The 18184-nt window shown below is 70.3% G+C and carries 20 protein-coding genes; 6 read left to right on the top strand and 14 right to left on the bottom strand.

What is annotated here, in order from left to right:
• On the top strand, window positions 1–1099 hold a 1099-nt coding region (locus FPZ41_RS34625), incomplete at its 5' end, for a transcriptional regulator (RefSeq protein ID WP_152867539.1).
• Between the two features lie 56 nt (window positions 1100–1155).
• On the opposite strand, the gene FPZ41_RS34620 is transcribed toward FPZ41_RS34625, so the two are convergent.
• The 8 genes from FPZ41_RS34620 to rpmG all read right to left on the bottom strand — a co-directional run bounded on the left by FPZ41_RS34620 (window position 1156) and on the right by rpmG (window position 8120).
• Window positions 1156–1920 (bottom strand): class I SAM-dependent methyltransferase, encoded by a 765-nt coding sequence (locus FPZ41_RS34620; RefSeq protein WP_152867538.1) that lies wholly within the window; start codon window positions 1918–1920, stop codon window positions 1156–1158.
• A 121-nt stretch (window positions 1921–2041) separates the two neighbouring features.
• A complete protein-coding gene (locus tag FPZ41_RS34615; RefSeq protein WP_228023171.1) occupies window positions 2042–3250 on the bottom strand; it encodes an aminotransferase class V-fold PLP-dependent enzyme in 1209 nt (402 codons plus the stop codon).
• Between the two features lie 35 nt (window positions 3251–3285).
• A complete protein-coding gene (locus FPZ41_RS34610) occupies window positions 3286–4605 on the bottom strand; it encodes a pyridoxal-phosphate dependent enzyme (RefSeq protein WP_322621093.1) in 1320 nt (439 codons plus the stop codon).
• Window positions 4602–6068, bottom strand: coding sequence for a Y4yA family PLP-dependent enzyme (locus FPZ41_RS34605; protein ID WP_152867537.1), 1467 nt, complete (start codon window positions 6066–6068; stop codon window positions 4602–4604). Before FPZ41_RS34605 ends, FPZ41_RS34610 begins: the two co-directional genes overlap by 4 nt.
• A gap of 166 nt (window positions 6069–6234) precedes the next feature.
• Complete coding sequence (gene rpsR / locus FPZ41_RS34600) at window positions 6235–6477, bottom strand: 30S ribosomal protein S18 (RefSeq protein ID WP_152867536.1); 243 nt, start codon at window positions 6475–6477, stop codon at window positions 6235–6237.
• A 31-nt stretch (window positions 6478–6508) separates the two neighbouring features.
• On the bottom strand, window positions 6509–7696 hold the full coding sequence (locus tag FPZ41_RS34595; protein ID WP_322621092.1) for a CobW family GTP-binding protein: 1188 nt from the start codon (window positions 7694–7696) through the stop codon (window positions 6509–6511).
• Window positions 7693–7950 carry a type B 50S ribosomal protein L31 gene (locus tag FPZ41_RS34590; protein WP_322621091.1) on the bottom strand — a complete coding sequence of 86 codons (258 nt, stop codon included), beginning with the start codon at window positions 7948–7950 and terminating at the stop codon, window positions 7693–7695. Before FPZ41_RS34590 ends, FPZ41_RS34595 begins: the two co-directional genes overlap by 4 nt.
• A gap of 5 nt (window positions 7951–7955) precedes the next feature.
• Window positions 7956–8120 carry a 50S ribosomal protein L33 gene (gene rpmG, locus FPZ41_RS34585; protein ID WP_152867534.1) on the bottom strand — a complete coding sequence of 55 codons (165 nt, stop codon included), beginning with the start codon at window positions 8118–8120 and terminating at the stop codon, window positions 7956–7958.
• An 88-nt stretch (window positions 8121–8208) separates the two neighbouring features.
• Between rpmG and rpmB the strand changes: the two genes are divergently transcribed.
• Window positions 8209–8445 carry a 50S ribosomal protein L28 gene (gene rpmB, locus FPZ41_RS34580; protein ID WP_152867533.1) on the top strand — a complete coding sequence of 79 codons (237 nt, stop codon included), beginning with the start codon at window positions 8209–8211 and terminating at the stop codon, window positions 8443–8445.
• Window positions 8445–8750, top strand: a complete 306-nt coding sequence (gene rpsN, locus FPZ41_RS34575; protein WP_152867532.1) for a 30S ribosomal protein S14 — start codon at window positions 8445–8447, stop codon at window positions 8748–8750. The genes rpmB and rpsN overlap by 1 nt, the downstream gene beginning before the upstream one ends.
• Window positions 8751–8785: 35 nt before the next feature.
• On the opposite strand, the gene FPZ41_RS49630 is transcribed toward rpsN, so the two are convergent.
• The 3 genes from FPZ41_RS49630 to FPZ41_RS34565 all read right to left on the bottom strand — a co-directional run bounded on the left by FPZ41_RS49630 (window position 8786) and on the right by FPZ41_RS34565 (window position 11233).
• Complete coding sequence (locus tag FPZ41_RS49630; RefSeq protein ID WP_265584272.1) at window positions 8786–8911, bottom strand: hypothetical protein; 126 nt, start codon at window positions 8909–8911, stop codon at window positions 8786–8788.
• A 110-nt stretch (window positions 8912–9021) separates the two neighbouring features.
• Window positions 9022–9405 carry a hypothetical protein gene (locus tag FPZ41_RS34570; RefSeq protein ID WP_152867531.1) on the bottom strand — a complete coding sequence of 128 codons (384 nt, stop codon included), beginning with the start codon at window positions 9403–9405 and terminating at the stop codon, window positions 9022–9024.
• A 133-nt stretch (window positions 9406–9538) separates the two neighbouring features.
• Window positions 9539–11233 (bottom strand): FAD-dependent monooxygenase, encoded by a 1695-nt coding sequence (locus tag FPZ41_RS34565; RefSeq protein WP_228023170.1) that lies wholly within the window; start codon window positions 11231–11233, stop codon window positions 9539–9541.
• Window positions 11234–11328: 95 nt separating this feature from the next.
• Between FPZ41_RS34565 and FPZ41_RS34560 the strand changes: the two genes are divergently transcribed.
• Window positions 11329–11964 carry a TetR/AcrR family transcriptional regulator gene (locus FPZ41_RS34560; protein ID WP_152867530.1) on the top strand — a complete coding sequence of 212 codons (636 nt, stop codon included), beginning with the start codon at window positions 11329–11331 and terminating at the stop codon, window positions 11962–11964.
• A 173-nt stretch (window positions 11965–12137) separates the two neighbouring features.
• Here the strand turns inward: FPZ41_RS34560 and FPZ41_RS34555 are convergent, their stop codons facing one another.
• From FPZ41_RS34555 to FPZ41_RS34545, 3 genes are all read right to left on the bottom strand, one after another.
• A complete protein-coding gene (locus FPZ41_RS34555; RefSeq protein WP_228023169.1) occupies window positions 12138–13274 on the bottom strand; it encodes a DUF4037 domain-containing protein in 1137 nt (378 codons plus the stop codon).
• 124 nt (window positions 13275–13398) lie between these two features.
• Window positions 13399–14733: a PP2C family protein-serine/threonine phosphatase gene (locus FPZ41_RS34550; protein ID WP_152867529.1), complete on the bottom strand. Its 1335-nt coding sequence runs from the start codon at window positions 14731–14733 to the stop codon at window positions 13399–13401.
• A 281-nt stretch (window positions 14734–15014) separates the two neighbouring features.
• A complete protein-coding gene (locus FPZ41_RS34545) occupies window positions 15015–15566 on the bottom strand; it encodes a DUF3455 domain-containing protein (protein WP_152867528.1) in 552 nt (183 codons plus the stop codon).
• Window positions 15567–15915: 349 nt separating this feature from the next.
• On the opposite strand from FPZ41_RS34545, the gene FPZ41_RS34540 reads away from it, so the two are divergent.
• Both FPZ41_RS34540 and FPZ41_RS34535 read left to right on the top strand, forming a co-directional pair.
• The gene (locus FPZ41_RS34540) at window positions 15916–16380 is read left to right on the top strand and encodes a hypothetical protein (RefSeq protein ID WP_322621090.1); all 465 of its coding nucleotides are present in this window, start codon (window positions 15916–15918) and stop codon (window positions 16378–16380) included.
• Between the two features lie 906 nt (window positions 16381–17286).
• On the top strand, window positions 17287–18184 hold an 898-nt coding region (locus FPZ41_RS34535; protein WP_152867527.1), incomplete at its 3' end, for a serine/threonine-protein kinase.

The raw sequence follows: 18184 nt of genomic DNA, 5'->3' as shown, positions 1-18184 counted from the left end.
GTTTTGTATAAGAGACAGGGGGACTGCGTCCGGGGCAACGGAGGCCGGGTCCGCGACCGAGACTCCGAGGGCCGGGGACGAGGCGGCGGGGGCCGGGAACGAGACCGCGGAGCCCGATGCGGTGGCCGAGTCCGGTCCCGAGGGTGAGCGGCGGCCCCGGACGGAGGCTCCCGTGGCGCGGCGGCGTACCGTCGTCCTCGCCGGGGCCGGCGTGGTCGCCGCCCTCGTGTCGGCCGCGCTCGTGGTGAATCTGGTGTCCGGCAAGGGTGATGACGAAGAGGGCGGGAAGGAGTCCACCGGGGTCGCTGCCTCCCGGTCCGTCGACGGAAGTCCCGGCGCCTCCGAGTCGGCCGACGCGAAGGGCAGTTCCTCCTCGCCGTCCACGTCTCCGTCCGCCTCGCGCAAGGGAAGCCCCTCGGCTTCCGCCTCCGCCTCCCGGAGCGGTGGGGGCGGGGCGGCCCAGGGCGGCGGTTTCGAGGACGGGGCCACCGCGCCCACCGTCGCCGTCAATCCGTACAAGTGGGAAGACCCGTGCAGCCAGCACTACCTGGTCGACCGGCAGCCGGAGCAGGTGCCTCCGCCGCCGGGCGAGCCGGACGCACGCGGGTGGGTCACCGCGCTGGGCGGGGTCGCCGCCGGGCAGCAGATGCTCGCGCTGACCGTGCAGGGCACCGGGAAGGCCACCGTCGTCCTGGAGGACATGCATGTGCGGGTGGTGGAGAAGAGCGCGCCACTCGCCTGGAACGACTTCGCGATGGGCGTCGGGTGCGGTGGTGGCGTGGAGACGGCCTCGTTCGGGGTGAACCTCGATGCCGGGCGGCCCGCGATCTCCCCGAAGGCCGGTCAGCGCGACTTCCCGTACAAGGTGAGTGAGTCCGATCCCGAGGTCTTCTACGTCTTCGCGGACGCGCGCACGCACAACGTGAGCTGGTACCTGGAGCTGGACTGGTCCAGCGGTGACCAGCAGGGCACCGTACGCGTCGACGACAACGGCAAGCCCTTCCGGACGAGCGGGAACGTGGGACGGCCCGCGTACAACTATCCGCTCGGCTCCTCCGAGTGGGGGCGGGATGAGTACGACCCCGACATTCCCGGCTGAGTGCCCGGCCCGCAAGAGCCCGGCCCTCGCCGTCGGCAACGTCCCCGCGTACGTCGTCAGCGGACGGCGACGACAACGTAACTGTCGCCGTACTGCCACACCGCACCGGCCCGCCCGAACCCCGCCTGCCGCAGCAGGCGGACGTGGTCGGACAGGGACAGACGGGCAGGGCTGTCGGTGCGGGTGGCCGGCTCCCGGTTGCGGCGTTCGGTGAGGAGGACGGACAGTTCGGGGTCCTCGCCGACCGCCGCCCACCAGGAGACCCAGTCCTCGTGGGCGAGGGACTGCTGCCGCTCGGCCCGGCGGCGTCCGACGCATGCCGCCAGCTCGGCGAGCGCGGTGTCGTCCTGCGGGAGGTGGTCGCCGTTGACGAGGACGCCGCCGGGCCGCAACATCATCGCGAGCTGCTGGTAGACGCGGCTCAGGGCGTCCGGGTTCAGGTAGTGCAGGGCGGCCGTCGAGACGGCCACGTCCAGGGCGCGGTCGAGGGCCAGGGCCCGGGTCCAGCCGTCCTCACCGATCACCGTGTCCACGTAGCGGGCCGCGTCGGCGTGGTGGGTGCGGGCCAGCTCCAGCAGCAGGGGGTCCCGGTCCACGGCCACGATGTCCGCGCGGGGCAGCCTGCGGGCCAGCCGGGCCGACAGCGAGCCGGGGCCGCAGCCGAGGTCGGCGACCAGAGGTCGGCCCGTGCGGCCCGCGGTGCTGTGCTCGACGATGTCGGCGATCACTGTGAAACGGTTCTCGCGGTCGACGGCGTACCGCTGCTGCTGGAGCTCCCAGCGCTCCACCCACTTCTCGGCCGTCGCCAGGCTCAGCCCCATCCGGTCGTGCCACCTTGCCGTTCCGTGTCTGTGCTGCTTCGTCAGCAGTCGTGCGTCTGTCGCACTTCTCCGTGGCAGCCTATGATGGAAACGGTTTCCATTACGTATTTTTGATGTTGTGTCATCCGAGGGTGGCGAGGACGGCCAGCAGCCGGTCGATCTCCTCGGCGGTGTTGTAGACGTGCAGGCTCACGCGTACCGACTCGCTCTTCTCGCCCGCGTCGCCCTGGCAGTGGTGGTCCGAACGGACCATGAAGCCGTGGCTGAAGAGGATGAACCCCAGGTCGCCGGAGCCGATGTCGCGGTGCCGGAACGTGACGATGCCCTGGCGTTGCTGGGCCGGTGAGCCGGCTGCCAGGCTCGTCTGGCAGCCGAGGATCTCGTAGGCGTCCAGGTGGCGCAAGCCCTCGGTGAAGCGGGACGCCAGGGCCGTCGTCCAGCGTTCGATCCGGTCCGTACCGGCGGCATCCAGCCAGGCCAACGCGGAGGTCAGGGAGGCGATGCCTACGGTGTTGGGGGTGCCCGACCAGCCGCCGGGGGTGAACGCGGGACCGCGTGTCTGGCGGGCCCAGACGGCTCCCGAGCCGGGCAGGGCCAGGGCCTTGTGCCCGGAGAAGACGACGAAGTCGACGTCCAGTTCGGTCATGGACACCGGCAGGTGGCCGACGCTCTGGGCGGCGTCCAGGCAGATGACCGCCTCCGGGCCCACCGCCTGCCGGATGCGGTGGACGTTCATGTTCGCGCCGTAGACGTGGTGGACGTGGGTGGCGGCGACGAACCGGGTGCGCGGCCCGACGACGTCCGCGAGGGCGGTGTGGTCGTAGTCGCCGGACGCCCGCTGGTAGGGCATGGGGACGACGCGGACGTCCACGCCCTGGCGGGCGAGCTCCCGCCGGGTCTCCAGCCAGGGGGCGATGTTGGCCTGATGATCGGCCATGGGGACGACGATCTCGTCGCCGTCGGCGAGGAGCCCGGGGAGCCAGTCGCGGGCGACGGTGCGCAGTCCCTCGGTGGTGCCGCTGGTGAAGTGCACGGCCGACCGCTCCGGGTCCGGGTCGCCCAGAAACCGGCGGACCCGGTCGCGGGTCTGCTCGACCAGGGCGGTGGTGCGGTTGGCCCAGGGATAGGTACCGCGCCCGGCGTTGGCGTTGCTCGTGGTGAGGTAGGTCCGTACGGCGTCGAGGACGGCCTGCGGTTTCTGGGCGGTGGCCGCGCTGTCCAGGTAGGCCAGGTCCGGGTGCCCGGTGATGATGGGGAACTGGGCGCGCAGGGCGTGCTGCCACTCCCTCAACCCGTCAATGGCCAACTCATCCATGGCCAACTCGTCCATAGCGGCAGGGTCTTCGCCGGCGGTGGACACGGCGCTCAGTCCCGGACCAGGGGTGCGCCCGCGTCGCGCCAGGCGATGATGCCGCCGGCCAGGCCCCGGACGTCCGGGTGACCCATCCTGGTCAGCAGCGCGGCGTAGCGGGCGGATTTCTCGCCGACCGGGCAGGCCAGCAGCACCGGACGGTTGTGGCTGAAGGGCAGGCCTCCGTGGAGGAGTTCCTCGAACAGCTCGTCGACGATGTTGACCGAGCCGTCGATGTGCAGGGCGGCGAAGGCGAAGGGGCTGCGCAGGTCGACCACGAGGGGCCGGCCCGTGGCGATCCACGCCTGGGCGTCGGTGACACCGATGGCGGGCGCCGTCTGTATGTCGGCGTGGGTGAGGTCGGCCGGGGTGTTCCGGCGGCGGGGGCGGCCGAACAGGTCGGGGCGTCGCTGCCGTACGTAGCTCAGATAGCTCTCGACCCGGTCGCAGACGACGAAGACGGCGGTCTGCCGCTCTGACAACTCCCCGTCGATGGCTTTCAGCCGGCGTACGGCCCCGAAGAAGGCGGCGCCTCCGGTGGGTCCGGCGAGGATGCCGCACCGGCGGTTCAGGGTCAGCATCCCTTCGATCGCGTCATCGGAACCGACCGCCTCGATCGTGTCGTACGTACTGGGGTCGAACAGTCCCACCTCGTGTGCCTCGTCGATGGTGCGGATGCCGGGGATGAAGTCGGACTTGGCCGCGACCAGCCCGAGGACGCGTACGGCGGGATCGTGTTCGCGCAGCGCGCGGGCGACGCCCGTGGAGGAACCGGCGGTGCCCACGCAGGCGATGAACCAGTCCGGGGCCCGGCCGTCCAGGTCCTTGAGGATCTCCGGGCCGGTTCCGGTGAGATGGGCCTCGGTGTTGCGCGGGTTGAAGTACTGGTCGGTGTGCAGATAGGCGGCGTCCTGCTCGGACAGCGTCCGGTGGAAGAGGGTCAGCGGGTCGTCGGTGGCGGTCGGGTCGAGGCACTCGCTCTGGCCCGGCAGCTCCTCGATCTCGGCGCCGAGCAGCAGGAGCAGGTCCTTGATCTCCGGTACGCGCATCCGGTTGGTGACGCTCTTGAAGGTCAGGCCGTGCATCCCGGCGAGGACGGCCAGGGCCTTGGCGGTGTTGCCGCTGGACAGCTCGACGACCTGGCTGCCGTGCGCGGCCGCGTCGGCGAGGAGCGGGCGCGCCATGTTCCAGGCCGCCCGGTCCTTGACCGACCCGAAGGGGTTGAGCAGCTCCAGCTTCGCGTACAGGTCGGTGTGTGCGAGTCCGTGCACGGCGGGGTCGATACGCACCAGGGGGGTGTTGCCGATGGCCTCGGTGATGCTGTCGTACCTCACTGTTGTCCCCCCATGGATACGGTCGGCCAGTACTGGTCGTCCAGGCACCAGCGCCACGCGCCGCCCTCCTGCCAGGCGGCGATCTTTCGTGCGACGGGCTGCCCCTGGGCCCGGGTGGCGTGGAAGTCCATGCAGTAGCCGGCTGTGTTGGCGAAGACCAGCAGGTCGCCGGGCTCGGGACGGCGCGGCAGGAAGACCGTCCGGCGCGTGATCAGATCGGTCTCCAGGCAGAGGCTGCCGAAGAGGTGCACGGCCACCGGTCCGGCGGCGGGGCGGTCCGGGTGCCGGGGGACGACAACGGGGTCCATCAGCACCCCGTGTTCCTCCAGGGCCACGTCGTCTGCCTTCGCCGCGAGGCGCACAAGGAGTTCGCCGCCGTTCTTCTGTGGACGCACCTCCATCACCTTCGCCAGGGTCAGTCCGCACTGGTCCAGCAGGGCGCGTCCGGGTTCGACGTGCAGGTCGTACAGGTGCTCCAGCAGCAGTGCGGCCAAGGGACGGCCGCCGAAGAAGGTGGCCGGGTGCGCGAGGAGTTCGTCGAGGTAGCGCGGACCGGCCACGGGACGGTGGGCGGGGTAGAGACCGAGCGTTCCGCGCAGGGTGCCGGCCTCGTTGCGCAGCCCGTAGCCGTGTCCGCCCCAGGTCAGGGGCGGTCCGGTGCCGAGGACCGCGTCGGTGAGCGCGGTCGTGTACCGCTCCCACTGCTCGCCGTCGGCAAGGTAGTCGACGCCGAATCCGCCGCCGATGTCCACGGCGGACGGCCGCAGCCCTCGGCTCCGGCACTCCTCCAGCACCCGCAGACAGCCCTCCAGAGCCGTCGCCTTCTCGGTGAGGCTCGTCGTGTCCAGGTGATACGCGACGCCGGTCAGGTCGACCGCGTCACCGTGCCGCTCGACCGCTTCCAGCAGCGCCTCCACCTCCCCTGCGGGCGTACCGAAACGGCTGGGCCGGCTCAGCACCCGCACCCCGGACGCCTCGAAACCCGACAGCCGCAGCAGGACACGGACCCGGGGAAGCGTGAACTTCCGTACTTTCATGGCCAGTTGTTCCAGCTCGCCCACGCCGTCGACGACGACGGTGACCGATGTGCGTGCGGCCAGCCACAGGAACTCGGGGTCCTTCGGCCCGGTGGCCGTGATGCGGTCCGGGGTGAGCCCGGCGCCGAGGGCGTGCTGCAACTCGCCGAGCGAGGCGACATCCACGCCGGCGTCGGTGACGGCCAGCCGCCGCAGCAGGGCGCTGGACCGGTTGGCCTTGTGGGCGAAGAACACCTGGCCGGACAGATGGTGGCTGCCGAACACCGACCGGAACCGCTCCACGTTCGCGGCGAGTTGATCGGGCACGACCACGTTCAGCGGAGACCCGAAGGCGTCGGTGAGGTTGTGCAGCAGACCGGGGGACTCCAGGAGCGAGCGCAGCTCCTCCCCCAGCCGCGGTGCGAGATACAAGGGCTGCCCGCCCATACCCGGCCCTCCCCCAGCGCGTCCGGCCCGGCATTCCGGGCACAGACTCCCACTCCCCACGGTTCGCCGTATAGCACCCTTCCCGCCGATACCCGGTTTACCCCCCGCCCGCGTCTCCCGGGGAGAAGACGGGCGACGGTTCTGGACGCCGGCTCGGTCGTCCCGGCTATCGGGAGCTGTAGGGGAGGAGTGCCATCTCGCGTGCGTTCTTGATGGCCTGCGCCACCTGCCGCTGCTGCTGACGCGTCACGTGCGTCACCCGGCGGCTGCGGATCTTCCCGCGGTCGGAGATGAACTTCCGCAGCAGATCGGTGTTCTTGTAGTCGATGTAGGTGATGCCGGCGGCGTCCAACGGGTTGACGCGCTGACGCTTGGTGTCCTGCCGCCCGGTGCTCGTGCGTCGGGGCATGGTGAAGTCGGCCTCTCTTTCGGTGCGGTGTTCAGGTCACGGGGTCGAGCAAGTCGTCGAATGCGTGCGGAAGTTGTTTCCAGCGGTCCCTGCCCGCCGCGTACTCGTCGTCGGTGAGCAGGCACGAGTCGAGCAGGGCCGACAGACCGTCGCGGTCCAGGCCGGGCGAGGTGAAGGTGAGGTACTGGCAGCGGTCGCCGTGTTCGGGGTGCCAGTCCACGGAAGCGGCGAGGCGGCGTTCGGCGGGCACCATCTCCCAGGCGGCATCGGGCAGGGCGGCCAGCCAGGGGCCGGCCGACTCCACACACAGCGCGCCGCCCGCGGCTTCCCATGACAGCAGTGTGTCGGGGCGGTCCGCCAGCCAGAACCGCCCACGGCTGCGGGCGGCGGCGCAGGAGAGGTCCTCCAACGCCGCGTAGAGGCGCTGCGGATGGAAGGGGCGTTCGCTCCGCCAGACGAAGGTGCTCACTCCGTGCTCGTCGCACTCCTGCGGCAGCAGAGCGCACGCGGGATGCACGCGGGCGGCGGCCGCCGCAACGTCGAAGCCCGCCAGCAGACCCGCCGGCAGAGCGGACTCCGGAGCGCCGCTCTCCACGCGTACCTTTCGCGCGCCCGGCGTGAGCTGGGTGAGCAGCGCGTGGTCGGTGTCGTCGGCGGCCTCGCCGCCCTGCTCGTGCGGACTGCTGTCAGCGAGGGCGATCACTGTGGGGTACTCCAGTTGCCGGGCGAAGGTGTCGGCAACGGTGCGCTGGTCGGTCCGGGCGGCGGCGAGGCCGACGTCGGCCAGGTCGTCCCCATTGGCCAGGTACGGCAGGACGAGTGCCGGATCGACCACGGTGACGACCCCGGTCAGTGCCAGCGGTGCGCCGGCGGCGGCGATGACCGGGGCCATGCCCTGGGGTTCGACGGAATCCCACAGTTCCACGACGGCCAGCCGGTGCCTGCCTCCCTCGGCGAGCCGCAGGAGTTCGGGGACGAGGTCCTCGCGCAGCGCACAGCACGCGCAGTCGTTCACCAGGGGTGCGTCGCCGCTGCTCAGCAGGCCCTCGGCGTCACGCACGGTCCGGTGCACCGCACCCTCGACGGCGGACGTCAGATCGTGGTGCAGCGCGACCGAGCCGGGGACCGTACGCAGGATCTCGTCCACGGCGGCCCGACGGGCGTCGGCGTGCAACCCGGAGACGATCGCGACCGGCAGGCGCGCCCGGCCCCCGCTCACCGCCCGCTCCGTCCGCGGCCGTAACGCCGCTCGAAGCGCTCGACCCGTCCCGCGGTGTCCAGGACGCGCTGGGTGCCGGTGTAGAAGGGGTGGCTCGCCGAGGAGATCTCGACGTCGATGACCGGGTAGGTGTTGCCGTCCTCCCACTCGACGGTCCTGTCGCTCATGGCCGTCGAACGGGTGAGGAAGGCGAAGTCCGCGGCCCGGTCACGGAAGACGACCGGGCGGTACTCGGGGTGGATTCCGGGCTTCACGGCTCTCAGCGCTCCTCACGGAAGTCGACGTGGCGGCCGGCGACCGGGTCGTACTTGCGCAGTGTCAGCCGGTCGGGGTCGTTACGGCGGTTCTTGCGGGTCACGTAGGTGTAGCCGGTGCCGGCTGTGGACCTCAGCTTGATGATCGGGCGCAGTTCGTTACGGGTCATGGAGACACCATACATTGAACTGATTTTCATTTTCATTAAGAGTGTTACTGTGCTGCCTCGTACCCCAACCCGTATCCGAGGAGGAACCATGTCCGCCCACTGCCAACTCACCGGTCGGCAGCCCGGCTTCGGGCATCGCATCTCGCACTCCCACCGGCGCAGCAAGCGCCGCTTCGATCCCAACATCCAGCGCAGGCACTACTGGCTGCCGAGCGAAGGCCGTCATGTCCGGCTCGCTCTCTCCGCCAAGGGCATCAAGACGGTCGACACGATCGGCATCGAGGCCGCGGTGGCCCGTATCCGTGCCCGGGGAGGGAAGGTCTGATGGCGAAGAAGAGCAAGATCGCGAAGAATGAGCAGCGACGCCTCATCGTGGCCCGCCATGCCGCACGCCGCGCCGGGCTGAAGGCGATCATCTCGTCTCCCCGGTCGTCCGACGACGAACGCGCCGCCGCCCAGCGGGAACTGCGCCGACAGCCCCGCGACGCCAGCGCCACCCGCCTGCGCAACCGCGACTCCGTGGACGGCCGCCCCCGCGGCCACCTGCGCGCCTTCGGCCTGTCCCGCATCCGCGTACGCGAGATGGCCCACGCGGGCGAGCTGCCCGGCGTCACCAAGAGCAGTTGGTGACCGCGCCCGGTCCGCTCAATGCTGTGGTTGTTCGGTCAGATCACGCGGAAGAGGTCGGCGGCGGCGTGGACGTCGGTGAGGTCCTCGATGGGGCGGAGGTTGTCGCAGGGGGCCTGGAGGGCCGAGTCTGCTTCGGTTGCGCGCGGGGCACCGATGGCCACGCCGAAGACCCGGAAGCCCAACCGTTGTTCGACCCCCTGCCCACAACGCCCCGTTGGGCGACGAGACGGCCCTGCTCCTCGAACCTACGGCCCAAGGAGCAGCACGCGCATCATTGATCTTCTGAGCCGGCCGTCGGAGTGCGGCGCTGCCATCGGGCCAGGACGGCCGCCGCCAGCATGGCGGTCACGAACGAACCCGCGGCGATCGCGATGTAGGCGAGCACGCCCGCCGCCGAGTTCTCCTCCTCCCCGCCGACGAACACCGTGGTGGACGTGAGCACCGCCGCGCCCACCATGTTCATCACCACCGAGCCGATCGCGAGCATGACCTGGACCAGGCCGGTCACGACCCCCTGTGAGGCGATCGGTGCCACGCTCGTCGCCATGTTGAAGCCGGATGTGACGATCGCTCCGGCCGTGAAGCCCAGCAGGGCGGCCACGACGAGCGCGGCATAGAACTGGGAGACCGAGAAGTACATCCCGATGGTTGCCACCGTGCCGAGCGCCACTCCGCCGGCCAGCGTCGGTGCCGGTCCGACGCGAGTGGCGAGCCAGCCCGCCAGGTGCCGCCTTGGGTGTCGCTCTTGCTGCTCATGCTGCGCGTGCTGCGCGTCGGGAGGCGGGAGTTCATGGCAGCTCCTGCATCTGTCCGATGTGGTTGCCGAGCAGCCGGAACGGGGCCAAGTGGCCGATGACCTCCGTCTCCCGGCCTGCCGGGACGCGGGCCGCGATGTGTCCGTCGGGGCGGATGAGGATGAGCTCACCCGGGTGCGGCCGGTAGGTGCGCAGGAACTCGCCCTCGGCGTCGACGACGCCGCTGTCCGGGGCTCGGCCGATGCGATGCACACGGAGGCGGGGGGTCGGGGTGGCGCGGTCGAGGATGAGCGGTTCGGGGTGCTCGTAGGCGAGGAGGGACCAGTGCGGTCCCCGTAGCAGGTCGAAGAGGTCGGAGAGGTCGGGGAGGTTGGGGAGGTTGGGGAAGTCGGCGGTGAAGGCCGTGCCTTTCAGCCCGCCGACGTTCGGTGCCCGGTCGCCGGGCAGGGGGCGGGGCATGGGGCCGGGCCCGGATTCCGGCCCGGGTTCCGGCCCGGATTCCGAACCGGGTTCCGGCTCGCCGTGGTGGGTGAGCGGACTGGTGCGGTAGCGGATGCCCAGGCCGGTGGTCATCGCGCCGTCGGCGATGCCGGCGAGGGCCGTGCCCAGTCCGTCCTCGCTGCCGCGGCCCGCCTCCTCTACGGCCCTGCGCATCTTCTCCGTGCTGGCCGCCAGGACCCTACGGGCGACCGGGACGCGTTCGGCGGCGTACGTGTCCAGCAGGCTCGTCTCGGCGCCCTCGACGAGGACGCCGGCGAGTTTCCAGCCGAGGTTGTAGGCGTCCTGGATGCCGGTGTTCATGCCCTGGCCGCCGGCGGGGGAGTGCACGTGGGCGGCGTCTCCGGCGAGCAGGACACGGCCCTTGCGGTAGTCCTCCACCATGCGGACGTTCACGCGGTAGACCGACAGCCAGGTCGCGCTGTCCAGCACGACGGTGCCCGCGCCGGCGCGTTCGTCGAACAGTTGCTGGTAGAACTCCCGTGACGGGACGCCCGGTTCCGTACCCGGCAGGATCGGGCTCTGGAACTGCCACAGTTCGCCGCCGGGGAGCGGGGTGAGGCCGAGCATGCCCTGTGCGGACGGCCAGATGTGGATGTGGTCGCGGTCGAGGTCCGGTCCCGTGACATCACCGAGGTACCAGCGCTGCTGCTCGTAGGTCTCCCCGTTCAGGGGAAGCCCGACGAGTCCGCGGGTGCCGCTCCTGCCGCCATCCGCCCCCACGACGTAGCGGGCGCGCGCGGTCTCCCGGCCGTTCGGCGTCCGCAGGGTGACGGTGACGCCGGTGTCGTCCTGGTCGAGTCCGACCGCCTCGGCCGCGAACTCCACCTGTCCGCCGAGGTCTTCGAGTCGTTCGCGCAGCGCTCGCTCAACGTCGAACTGGCCGATCCACAACGCGTCGGGGTACGGCGTCGAGAACGACTCCCTCGCCCGGACCGAGATCGAGGGCCGGTCCACGATCGCGCCGGCCGGCTCGTGGAACCGCAGGGGAAGCCCGGGGACACCGAGCCGCAGGACGTGGTCGACGGCGCCGAGGTCGTCGAGGACTTCGAGAGAGCGGGACTGGATCGTCTTGGCCTTGGAGGCGCGGTTCGGTAACGGGTCCCGTTCGACGATGCGGTGGGCGACTCCGCGACGGGCGAGGTCGCACGCCAGGGTCAGGCCGGTGGGTCCGGCTCCGATGATGAGGACGTCGGTGTTGGGTTCGTCGGTCATTGGCTCGTCGGTCATGGGGTCCTTGAAGTCCTTCCGGAGAGTGGTGTGCTTCCTTCAAAAAGTAAACTACACCGTGTAGTTTCAATTGGGCGTAAGGGTAGGCTGCGCGCATGGCGACGACGAGAGCGTCCGTTCAGACCCCTGGTCGACGGCAGCGGTCCGAGAACAAGCGGGCGGCCATTCTGAGCGCGGCCGAGGCCCTGTTCGTCTCCGAGGGATACGAACTCACCAGCGTCGACGCCATCGCGACCCGGGCCGGGGTGTCCAAACGCACCCTCTACGACCACTTCGGCGACAAGCAGACCCTCTTCCAGGTCGTCCTCACGCGCGTCACCGACACCTTGGCGGCGACCGTGCGCACGGCGATCGAGCAGGAACTCACCGAAGGACGCGACCTGCGCGAAGGACTGATGGCCTTCGCGTCGCGCGTGGCGACAGAGGCGTTCCCGTCCTCGGAGTACGTGACGTTCCGGCGACTGACCTCGCAGGACCGGTCGGCGCCACGGCTCCCGGAGGCCGTGCGTGAGCGTCCCGAACGGATGCTGGAGGAACGGTTCGCGCAACTCGCGGCGAACGGCGAGATCCGGACGGCCGACCCGCGCCGTGCCGCACAGCACTTCACCGCACTGACCGTTCTTCTCGCCGTCGATGCGCTCAGGGACGAGCCGGCGGGCGCGGTGGAGGAATCGGAGATCCTCGCGATCATCACTGACGGCGTGGACGCGTTCCTCCGCGCCTACCGCTGACCTCGCCTACTGCTGACTTCACGTGCCGCTGACTTCGCGTGCCGCTCCGGTGGCCACCTGAACAGCTCGGCCTGCTTCCCCGCTGGACAATCCGCCCGCAGGACGTCAGACGCCGGGATCGGCGAGCGGGGACAGCATCCCGCCATGTGGCCGCACCTCGCCTTCTGGGCCGGCTACGGCTTCATCGGCGATCCGAGCCGTGGCCGTGCGGCGGGTGTCACGGTGTGGGCCGCGGCCCGAGCCAGCTCCGGCCGGCCAAGGACGTCCGCGCTGTCTATGAACTGGTCGACCGCCCCGACCGTCGGCAGGTTCCGCAGGGCGGGGTCCTCGATGCGCGCGGTCAGGGCCCGCGCGAAGCGTTCGGCGCGCAGTACGCGGAACGGCCTGGAGTGGTAGGGGCGTGTGGCCTGGTCGACCTGGGCGGTGAGTTCCAGCTCGTTGTGCATGTGGGCGACGATCTCGTACGCCTGGGCGAGATGCCGCTCTCGGGTGTGCCGGTCCGTGGCGGCGAGGGCGGCGGTGAGGACGGGGGTGAGCTGGGGCGCCGTGGGGGTGCGGGCGAAGGCGCTGCCGAGCCATTTGCCGTACGGGGGGTAGCGCCGGTCCATGAGCAGGCACAGCCGCATGAGATCGCGGACCAGGCGGGCGGCGACGACGGCGGAGCCCAGTTCGTCACCGACTTCGCCGCAGCGGCCGACGAAGGCCTCTTCCCGGGACACACGCTGCCACTGGCAGGCGAGCAGGTGGAGCCAGACGTCTCGGGGGTACCAGCGTAGGGCGGTGCGTAAGGGGGAGAGGACATGGAGACCGTCGTGGAAGACGGCGCCGCCGGTCACCTCGGCGAGCAGCTGAGTGGGGGTGGCGAGCCAGTCGGCGCGCGTGATGCCGGACGCCGGGTCGAAGCCGAGGGTGGCGGTGAACCAGGAGGAGACGCCCGTCACTTCGACGCGGTGGTGAACGGGGCCGTTGGTGAGTTTCATGACGCGGACGTCCCTGTCGCCGGTGGGGGCGAAGTGGGTCGGATAGCCGTGGAAGGTCTTCGGAAGGTGTTCGGCGAGCACATGTCTGATGCGGGCGGCGTGGCGGGGCACATCATGGGGGTGGAGGAAGAGCTGGAAGCGCGGGCCCCACTCGTGGTCGGTGGAGCGTGCGGTGTCGTAGCCGAGGACTTCGGAGCCGCTGCCGATGCGGGCGGCGGAATGGGGGATCGCGGGGGCCACTTCCTCCAGCAGAGGGCGTACGGCCTCGGTGTAGAAGCGGCGGGAGAGCTCGAGTCCGGGGATGAAGGCCGGCATATGTGCATGGCGCATGCCGGGACACCTGCCCCGGCATGCGCCGGTCAAGCACGGGACTTTCACGACATCACCACGGCATTGCCTCTCCGGGGAGATCTCCTGGAGGGCGCGTCCTCCCTGGAGTACGACGCGGGTTCGGCTAAAGCCGGACGGCGATCAGCGCGATGTCGTCACGCGCGCCGCCGCTGACTCCGAAGCGGACCAGCAGCGCGTCGGCGAGGTGCTCGGGGCTGAGCCGGGCGGTGTGGGAGACGGCGTCGCACAGACGGTGCAGGCCCGCGTCGATGTCCTCGCCCCGGCGCTCGATGAGCCCGTCGCTGTAGAGGACGAGGGTGTCGCCCACGGCGTAGGGCACGTGCGCCTCGACCCGGGGAACGTGTTCGGCGTGCGCGCCAAGAGGCGGGTCGGTGGCCTGGTCGAGGAGGTCACAGGTGCCGTCGGCGTGCAGCAGGACCGGGGGCGGGTGTCCGGCGCTGCTGTAGGCGATCAGGTGTTCGCCCTTGTGGATCACCGCATTGACGGCGGTGGTGGTGAGCGCCCCGTCCACACAGAGGGCGTACCGGCACAGCACCTCCAGGGCCTGGGCGGGTCCGTCGACGGTACGGGTCGCGGCGCTCAGCGCGCTGCGGAGCATGCCCATGACGGCAGCGGCCTCCAAGCCGTGGCCGACGACGTCGCCGACCGACACCGCGAAAGACCCGTCGGGCAGGTCGATCACGTCGTACCAGTCGCCGCACACGTTGAGCGAACCCACGGCGGGCAGATAACGCACCGCGATGTCGGGGTGGCGGACCAGGTCCGGGGAGGTCAGCATCGCCTCTTGCAGGGTGAGGGCGACCTGGCGCTCGCGGGCGTGGGCCCGGCGCAGTTCCTCGTTGAGGCGCTGCAACTCCTGGGCCCGGGAGTACAGCTCCCCCTCAAGGGCCGCCCATTCGACCTTGCTCCCGGAGGCCCGCACCTCGTCGTGCTCCTCTTCCCGGCGCGAGCGGCGGGCGTGGACGAACTCCGTCACGTCCTCGACCCGGTGAATGATCCAGGAGACGGTCCCGTCGGGGGCGCTGACCGGGGTGTTGACGGGTGACCACCAGCGCTCCTCGAACGCACCCGGCCGGTCCACGACGGGGATGTCGTACTTCTGCAGCGCCATCGCGTCACGTTCCCCGGTGGCCAGGACCCGGTGCAGGGAGGCACTGAGGTTGCTGACCCCGTCCGCGTGGGGGTCCGCCGGGTTGTCGGGGAAGGCGTCGAAGACGTACGTCCCGACCAGGTCCTCCCGGGTACGCCGGGTCGCCTGCAGGTACGCGTCATTGACGTCGACGATCACCAGATCCGGGCCGAGGACGAGATAGGGGCTCGGCGTGGCGGCGAAGAGTGCCGCGTAGTCGATCCGCGACGCGGTTCTCGATGCGGTTCTCGATGCGATTCCCGATGTCTGTATGGCTCTCGATGCTTGTACGGCTCTCGATGTCTGCATGGCTGCTGCCCGCCATCCCGGCCCCCCTGGGATCCCCACCTCTCAATGTACGAGCCGGGAGAGCGGGCGCACCCCGAGGGCGAGTCACGCGGGGTCATGAGGCGGCCGTCGCCGCGGTCGCTGGGGCGCCGACGGCGACCTCGCGCTGCCGCTCGTCGTCGGAGTGCGTCGACACTCCCCCGGTGCCGTTCGGCACAGCGGCGCGACAGGGCAGGGGCCCCTCCGGATCGGAAGATCCGTCCGGAGGGGCCCCTGCTGTTGTGCGAGTGCGCGTTACCGCATCACTTGGCGGGCTTGTAGAAGGCGTAGGTGGCGGAGTAGGGGACGCTGATCTGGTCGGTGCCGGTGCAGGCCGTGGTGGGGGCGACGCCGCCACGGGTGTCGAGGCGCTGGATGTAGGAGACGTCGGCGAAGACCCCGGCGCCGCGCGTGGCGGTGGACTGCAGGAGGAGTTCGGGGATGGTGCCGGTCTTGGGGGAGGTGGCGACTGCGGCGGCGTTGACGGCGCTGCCGTCCACCGTGGACACCCAGACAGGGCCGCGGGAGTGGAGGGCGACAGTGCGGCGGGAGTGGTCGTTCTTGGCCCAGAGGGTGGCGGCGGGCTCCAGCAGCTTCCAGGCGCCGTCGGTGCAGGTGTAGGTCTGGACGCCCTCGGCCGAGAGGACGCCGGTGAGCCGGTTGCCGTCGGGAACCTTCAGGGCGGCGGGAGCGTCCACGCCGGTGCGGGCGGGCTGCGAGGCCGCGGCCTGGCCGACCGTCGCGCTCAGGAGGGCACCGGTGGTCACGGCGGCGAGCGCCGTGCTGGTGAGGACGAGACGCTTGGTGAGCTTCATGGGGGGGTGTCTCCAAGAGATTTCCGAATGACCTTGCCGGGGATCGGCCCCAAGTGGCGCTGAGCCTCGCGGCGTAGCCCTGTCCGGCGACCGGCGGGCACTGACAGAGAGTGTTCGAACACCGTCTTGGTTGCTCGGGGAGCGCGCACCACGTTCCTCACAGGTCGATCCGCACCACTCCAGCCCCAATTGCCGCTAGCCCTGGGGCACTTCACCCGCTTCTCTGTCGGAGCTTCGTCGGCAGGATGCCGGCGAGGGCCCTGTCCCCATTGCTCCTGCGACGCGTTACGGGACAGCGGAGTTGGGCCTGCCCCACGCACATCTCGGCGTCGCGTGATCAGCTTGGGACGTGGAGACCATCATCGCCAGTGCCATAGCCGTCCTCGGGACCCTGCTCGGCTCGGGCATCACACTGGCGGTTCAGCAGCGCACCACCGACAGAAGCCACGAGTTCACCCGCCGCGAGAGGCTCCGGCAGGAACGGCTCGACGCCTACTCCGCCTACGCCGGCGCGCTGCTCAACTACCGCCGCTGCCTGGTGCACCTGTGGTTCTGCGAGCACGAGCAACCGCCGCCCGAAGACCCCGACGCCGTCCGGGTCCGCGCATACGACCTGCGCTCCAACGCGCAGGAGGCGCTGTTCCGGGTGCAGATGCTCACGGATGACGAGACGCTGGGCCAGGCCGCGGAGGCCGTACTCGCCGACATCACGGCACTGTCCAAGACGGAGGCCAGAAGCGAACTCGACGAGCGCAGAGTTCGGACCCGCGACGACATCAGCCGACTCGTCCGGTCAGCCAAGCGACAACTTTGAGGCGGCTGCAGGCCTCCGAGGGGCGGTCGAGTCATGCATTCCGGCTCTCAGCGGTGACGGTAAAGGTGACGGCTACGCCCGCATTGCAGCGCCATCAGAGTTGGTACACATTGGAGACAGGGGGTCCCATCTCTCGGATTCAGATCATGGAGCCGTGAGCCGATGCAAGGGATCGAACATGTCCACTCGACCTTCTCCTCAGATCAGAGACTTTGACGCCGGCAACGACACCCCCGGTAAGCATGCCACCTCACTGGGAGTTGACGGTGAGAACTTTACGCCGGGCGGAAAAGCTCATTTCGCGTTCACCGCAAGGGGCAGAACCTTGGCGCAGGGTACGGCAGACGTGGACCAGACGGGATTCGTCAGTTGGAGCGCAACAATAAATCCCCCGCTTTCATGCGGGAGTTCAGTGTCCGCAGCGGGAAAGGACCTGACTTCCGGTAAGGAAACCGACAATGCGTCCGCCACGGTGTTCTGCCCCTGAGGCCACAATGGAGATCTGCCGGGAGGCAAACGGAACTTGAGTGGGTGACGTCGGGCTATCGCCCTGACAGTTGAGTGCCGGCTCGGTAGGTCTTTCCGCCCAGCAGAACAGCCGTCCTGGCCCGCCTCGCGGCGATGCGGGATGAGGGCGCCGGTGCCCTGGTAGCCGCCGTCGGTGAGGACGATCGCCCGGGGGCCCTCACCTCGACCGCCCTGGAGACCACCCTCACTACCTGGACCGGCTGTTGCCCGGCGGCCACCATGCCGGGCAGTCCTGAGGTGTGCGGAGCCCACTCGTGCCCCGCGGACGCAACATCCGCCACACTGGTTACGGGTTTCAACCTTTACCCTGAGAGCGGAATTGACCTGAACCGGCCTGAACCGGCTTACGAGGCGCGGATTTGCGAAAGGTGACCGGCGATGTCGCTGAGCCCCGAGGATGCGGATGCGGAGTCCATGGGGTCGATCGGCGGCTATGAGCTGATCGACCGGCTCGGCAGCGGTGGCATGGGGGTCGTCTACCTGGCGCGCGCGGCGTCGGGGCGGCAGGTCGCGGTCAAGCTCATCCACGCGCCGTACGCACGGGACGAGGAGTTCCGGGTCCGCTTCCGGCAGGAGGTCGCCGCGGCCCGCCGGGTGAGCGGGGCGTTCACCGCACCCGTCGTGGACGCCGATCCGGACGCCGAACAGCCGTGGATGGCCACGCTGTACGTTCCCGGCCGCACCCTGTCGGAGACGGTGACGAAGGATGGCCCGCTGGGCGGGCGGGACCTGCGCACCCTGGGGCTGGGGCTCGTCGAGGCGCTGCGCGACATCCACCAAGCCGGCCTGGTGCACCGGGACCTGAAGCCGAGCAACGTCCTGATGGCCGAGGACGGGCCCCGCGTCATCGACTTCGGTATCTCACGCGCCACCGACAACCAGGCCCTCACCGTGACCGGACGGCTGATCGGCACCCCGCCCTTCATGTCCCCGGAGCAGTTCGCCACACCACGGGACGTCACCGGGGCCTCGGACGTGTTCTCGCTCGGCTCTCTGTTGGTGTACGCGGCCACCGGCACCCGTCCGTTCAACGCCGACAGCCCCTATATGACGGGCTATCAGGTCATGCACGAAGCCCCGGTCCTGGACGGGGTCGGGGAGCCGCTCCTGAGCATCGTCCAGCGGTGCCTGGACAAGGACCCGGCCGCCCGGCCCGGCACGGCCGAACTGCACCGCATGCTCCAGACATTGCCGGACTCCCTCGAAGCCGCGACCGTCCCGGCACCCCGCCGCCAGAGCCCCCGTCCTCGCCCCGGACGACCGGGCGCCGTGGCCC

The sequence above is a fragment of the Streptomyces acidicola genome (assembly GCF_009377235.1).
GTDB classification, from domain to species: Bacteria; Actinomycetota; Actinomycetes; order Streptomycetales; family Streptomycetaceae; genus Streptomyces; species Streptomyces acidicola.
Note: the sequence above shows the minus strand (reverse complement) of the source record. Positions and strands in the feature narration are given on the sequence as shown.

Excerpts from the sequence above, each read along its gene's own strand:
- FPZ41_RS34620 (WP_152867538.1), bottom strand. The coding sequence starts at position 1,920 with ATGGGGCTGAGCCTGGCGACGGCCGAGAAGTGGGTGGAGCGCTGGGAG.
- FPZ41_RS34615 (WP_228023171.1), bottom strand. The coding sequence starts at position 3,250 with ATGGACGAGTTGGCCATGGATGAGTTGGCCATTGACGGGTTGAGGGAG.
- FPZ41_RS34605 (WP_152867537.1), bottom strand. The coding sequence starts at position 6,068 with ATGGGCGGGCAGCCCTTGTATCTCGCACCGCGGCTGGGGGAGGAGCTG.
- rpsR (WP_152867536.1), bottom strand. The coding sequence starts at position 6,477 with ATGCCCCGACGCACGAGCACCGGGCGGCAGGACACCAAGCGTCAGCGC.
- rpmG (WP_152867534.1), bottom strand. The coding sequence starts at position 8,120 with ATGACCCGTAACGAACTGCGCCCGATCATCAAGCTGAGGTCCACAGCC.
- rpmB (WP_152867533.1), top strand. The coding sequence starts at position 8,209 with ATGTCCGCCCACTGCCAACTCACCGGTCGGCAGCCCGGCTTCGGGCAT.
- rpsN (WP_152867532.1), top strand. The coding sequence starts at position 8,445 with ATGGCGAAGAAGAGCAAGATCGCGAAGAATGAGCAGCGACGCCTCATC.
- FPZ41_RS34565 (WP_228023170.1), bottom strand. The coding sequence starts at position 11,233 with ATGACCGACGAGCCAATGACCGACGAACCCAACACCGACGTCCTCATC.
- FPZ41_RS34560 (WP_152867530.1), top strand. The coding sequence starts at position 11,329 with ATGGCGACGACGAGAGCGTCCGTTCAGACCCCTGGTCGACGGCAGCGG.
- FPZ41_RS34555 (WP_228023169.1), bottom strand. The coding sequence starts at position 13,274 with ATGCGCCATGCACATATGCCGGCCTTCATCCCCGGACTCGAGCTCTCC.
- FPZ41_RS34550 (WP_152867529.1), bottom strand. The coding sequence starts at position 14,733 with ATGCAGACATCGAGAGCCGTACAAGCATCGAGAGCCATACAGACATCG.
- FPZ41_RS34545 (WP_152867528.1), bottom strand. The coding sequence starts at position 15,566 with ATGAAGCTCACCAAGCGTCTCGTCCTCACCAGCACGGCGCTCGCCGCC.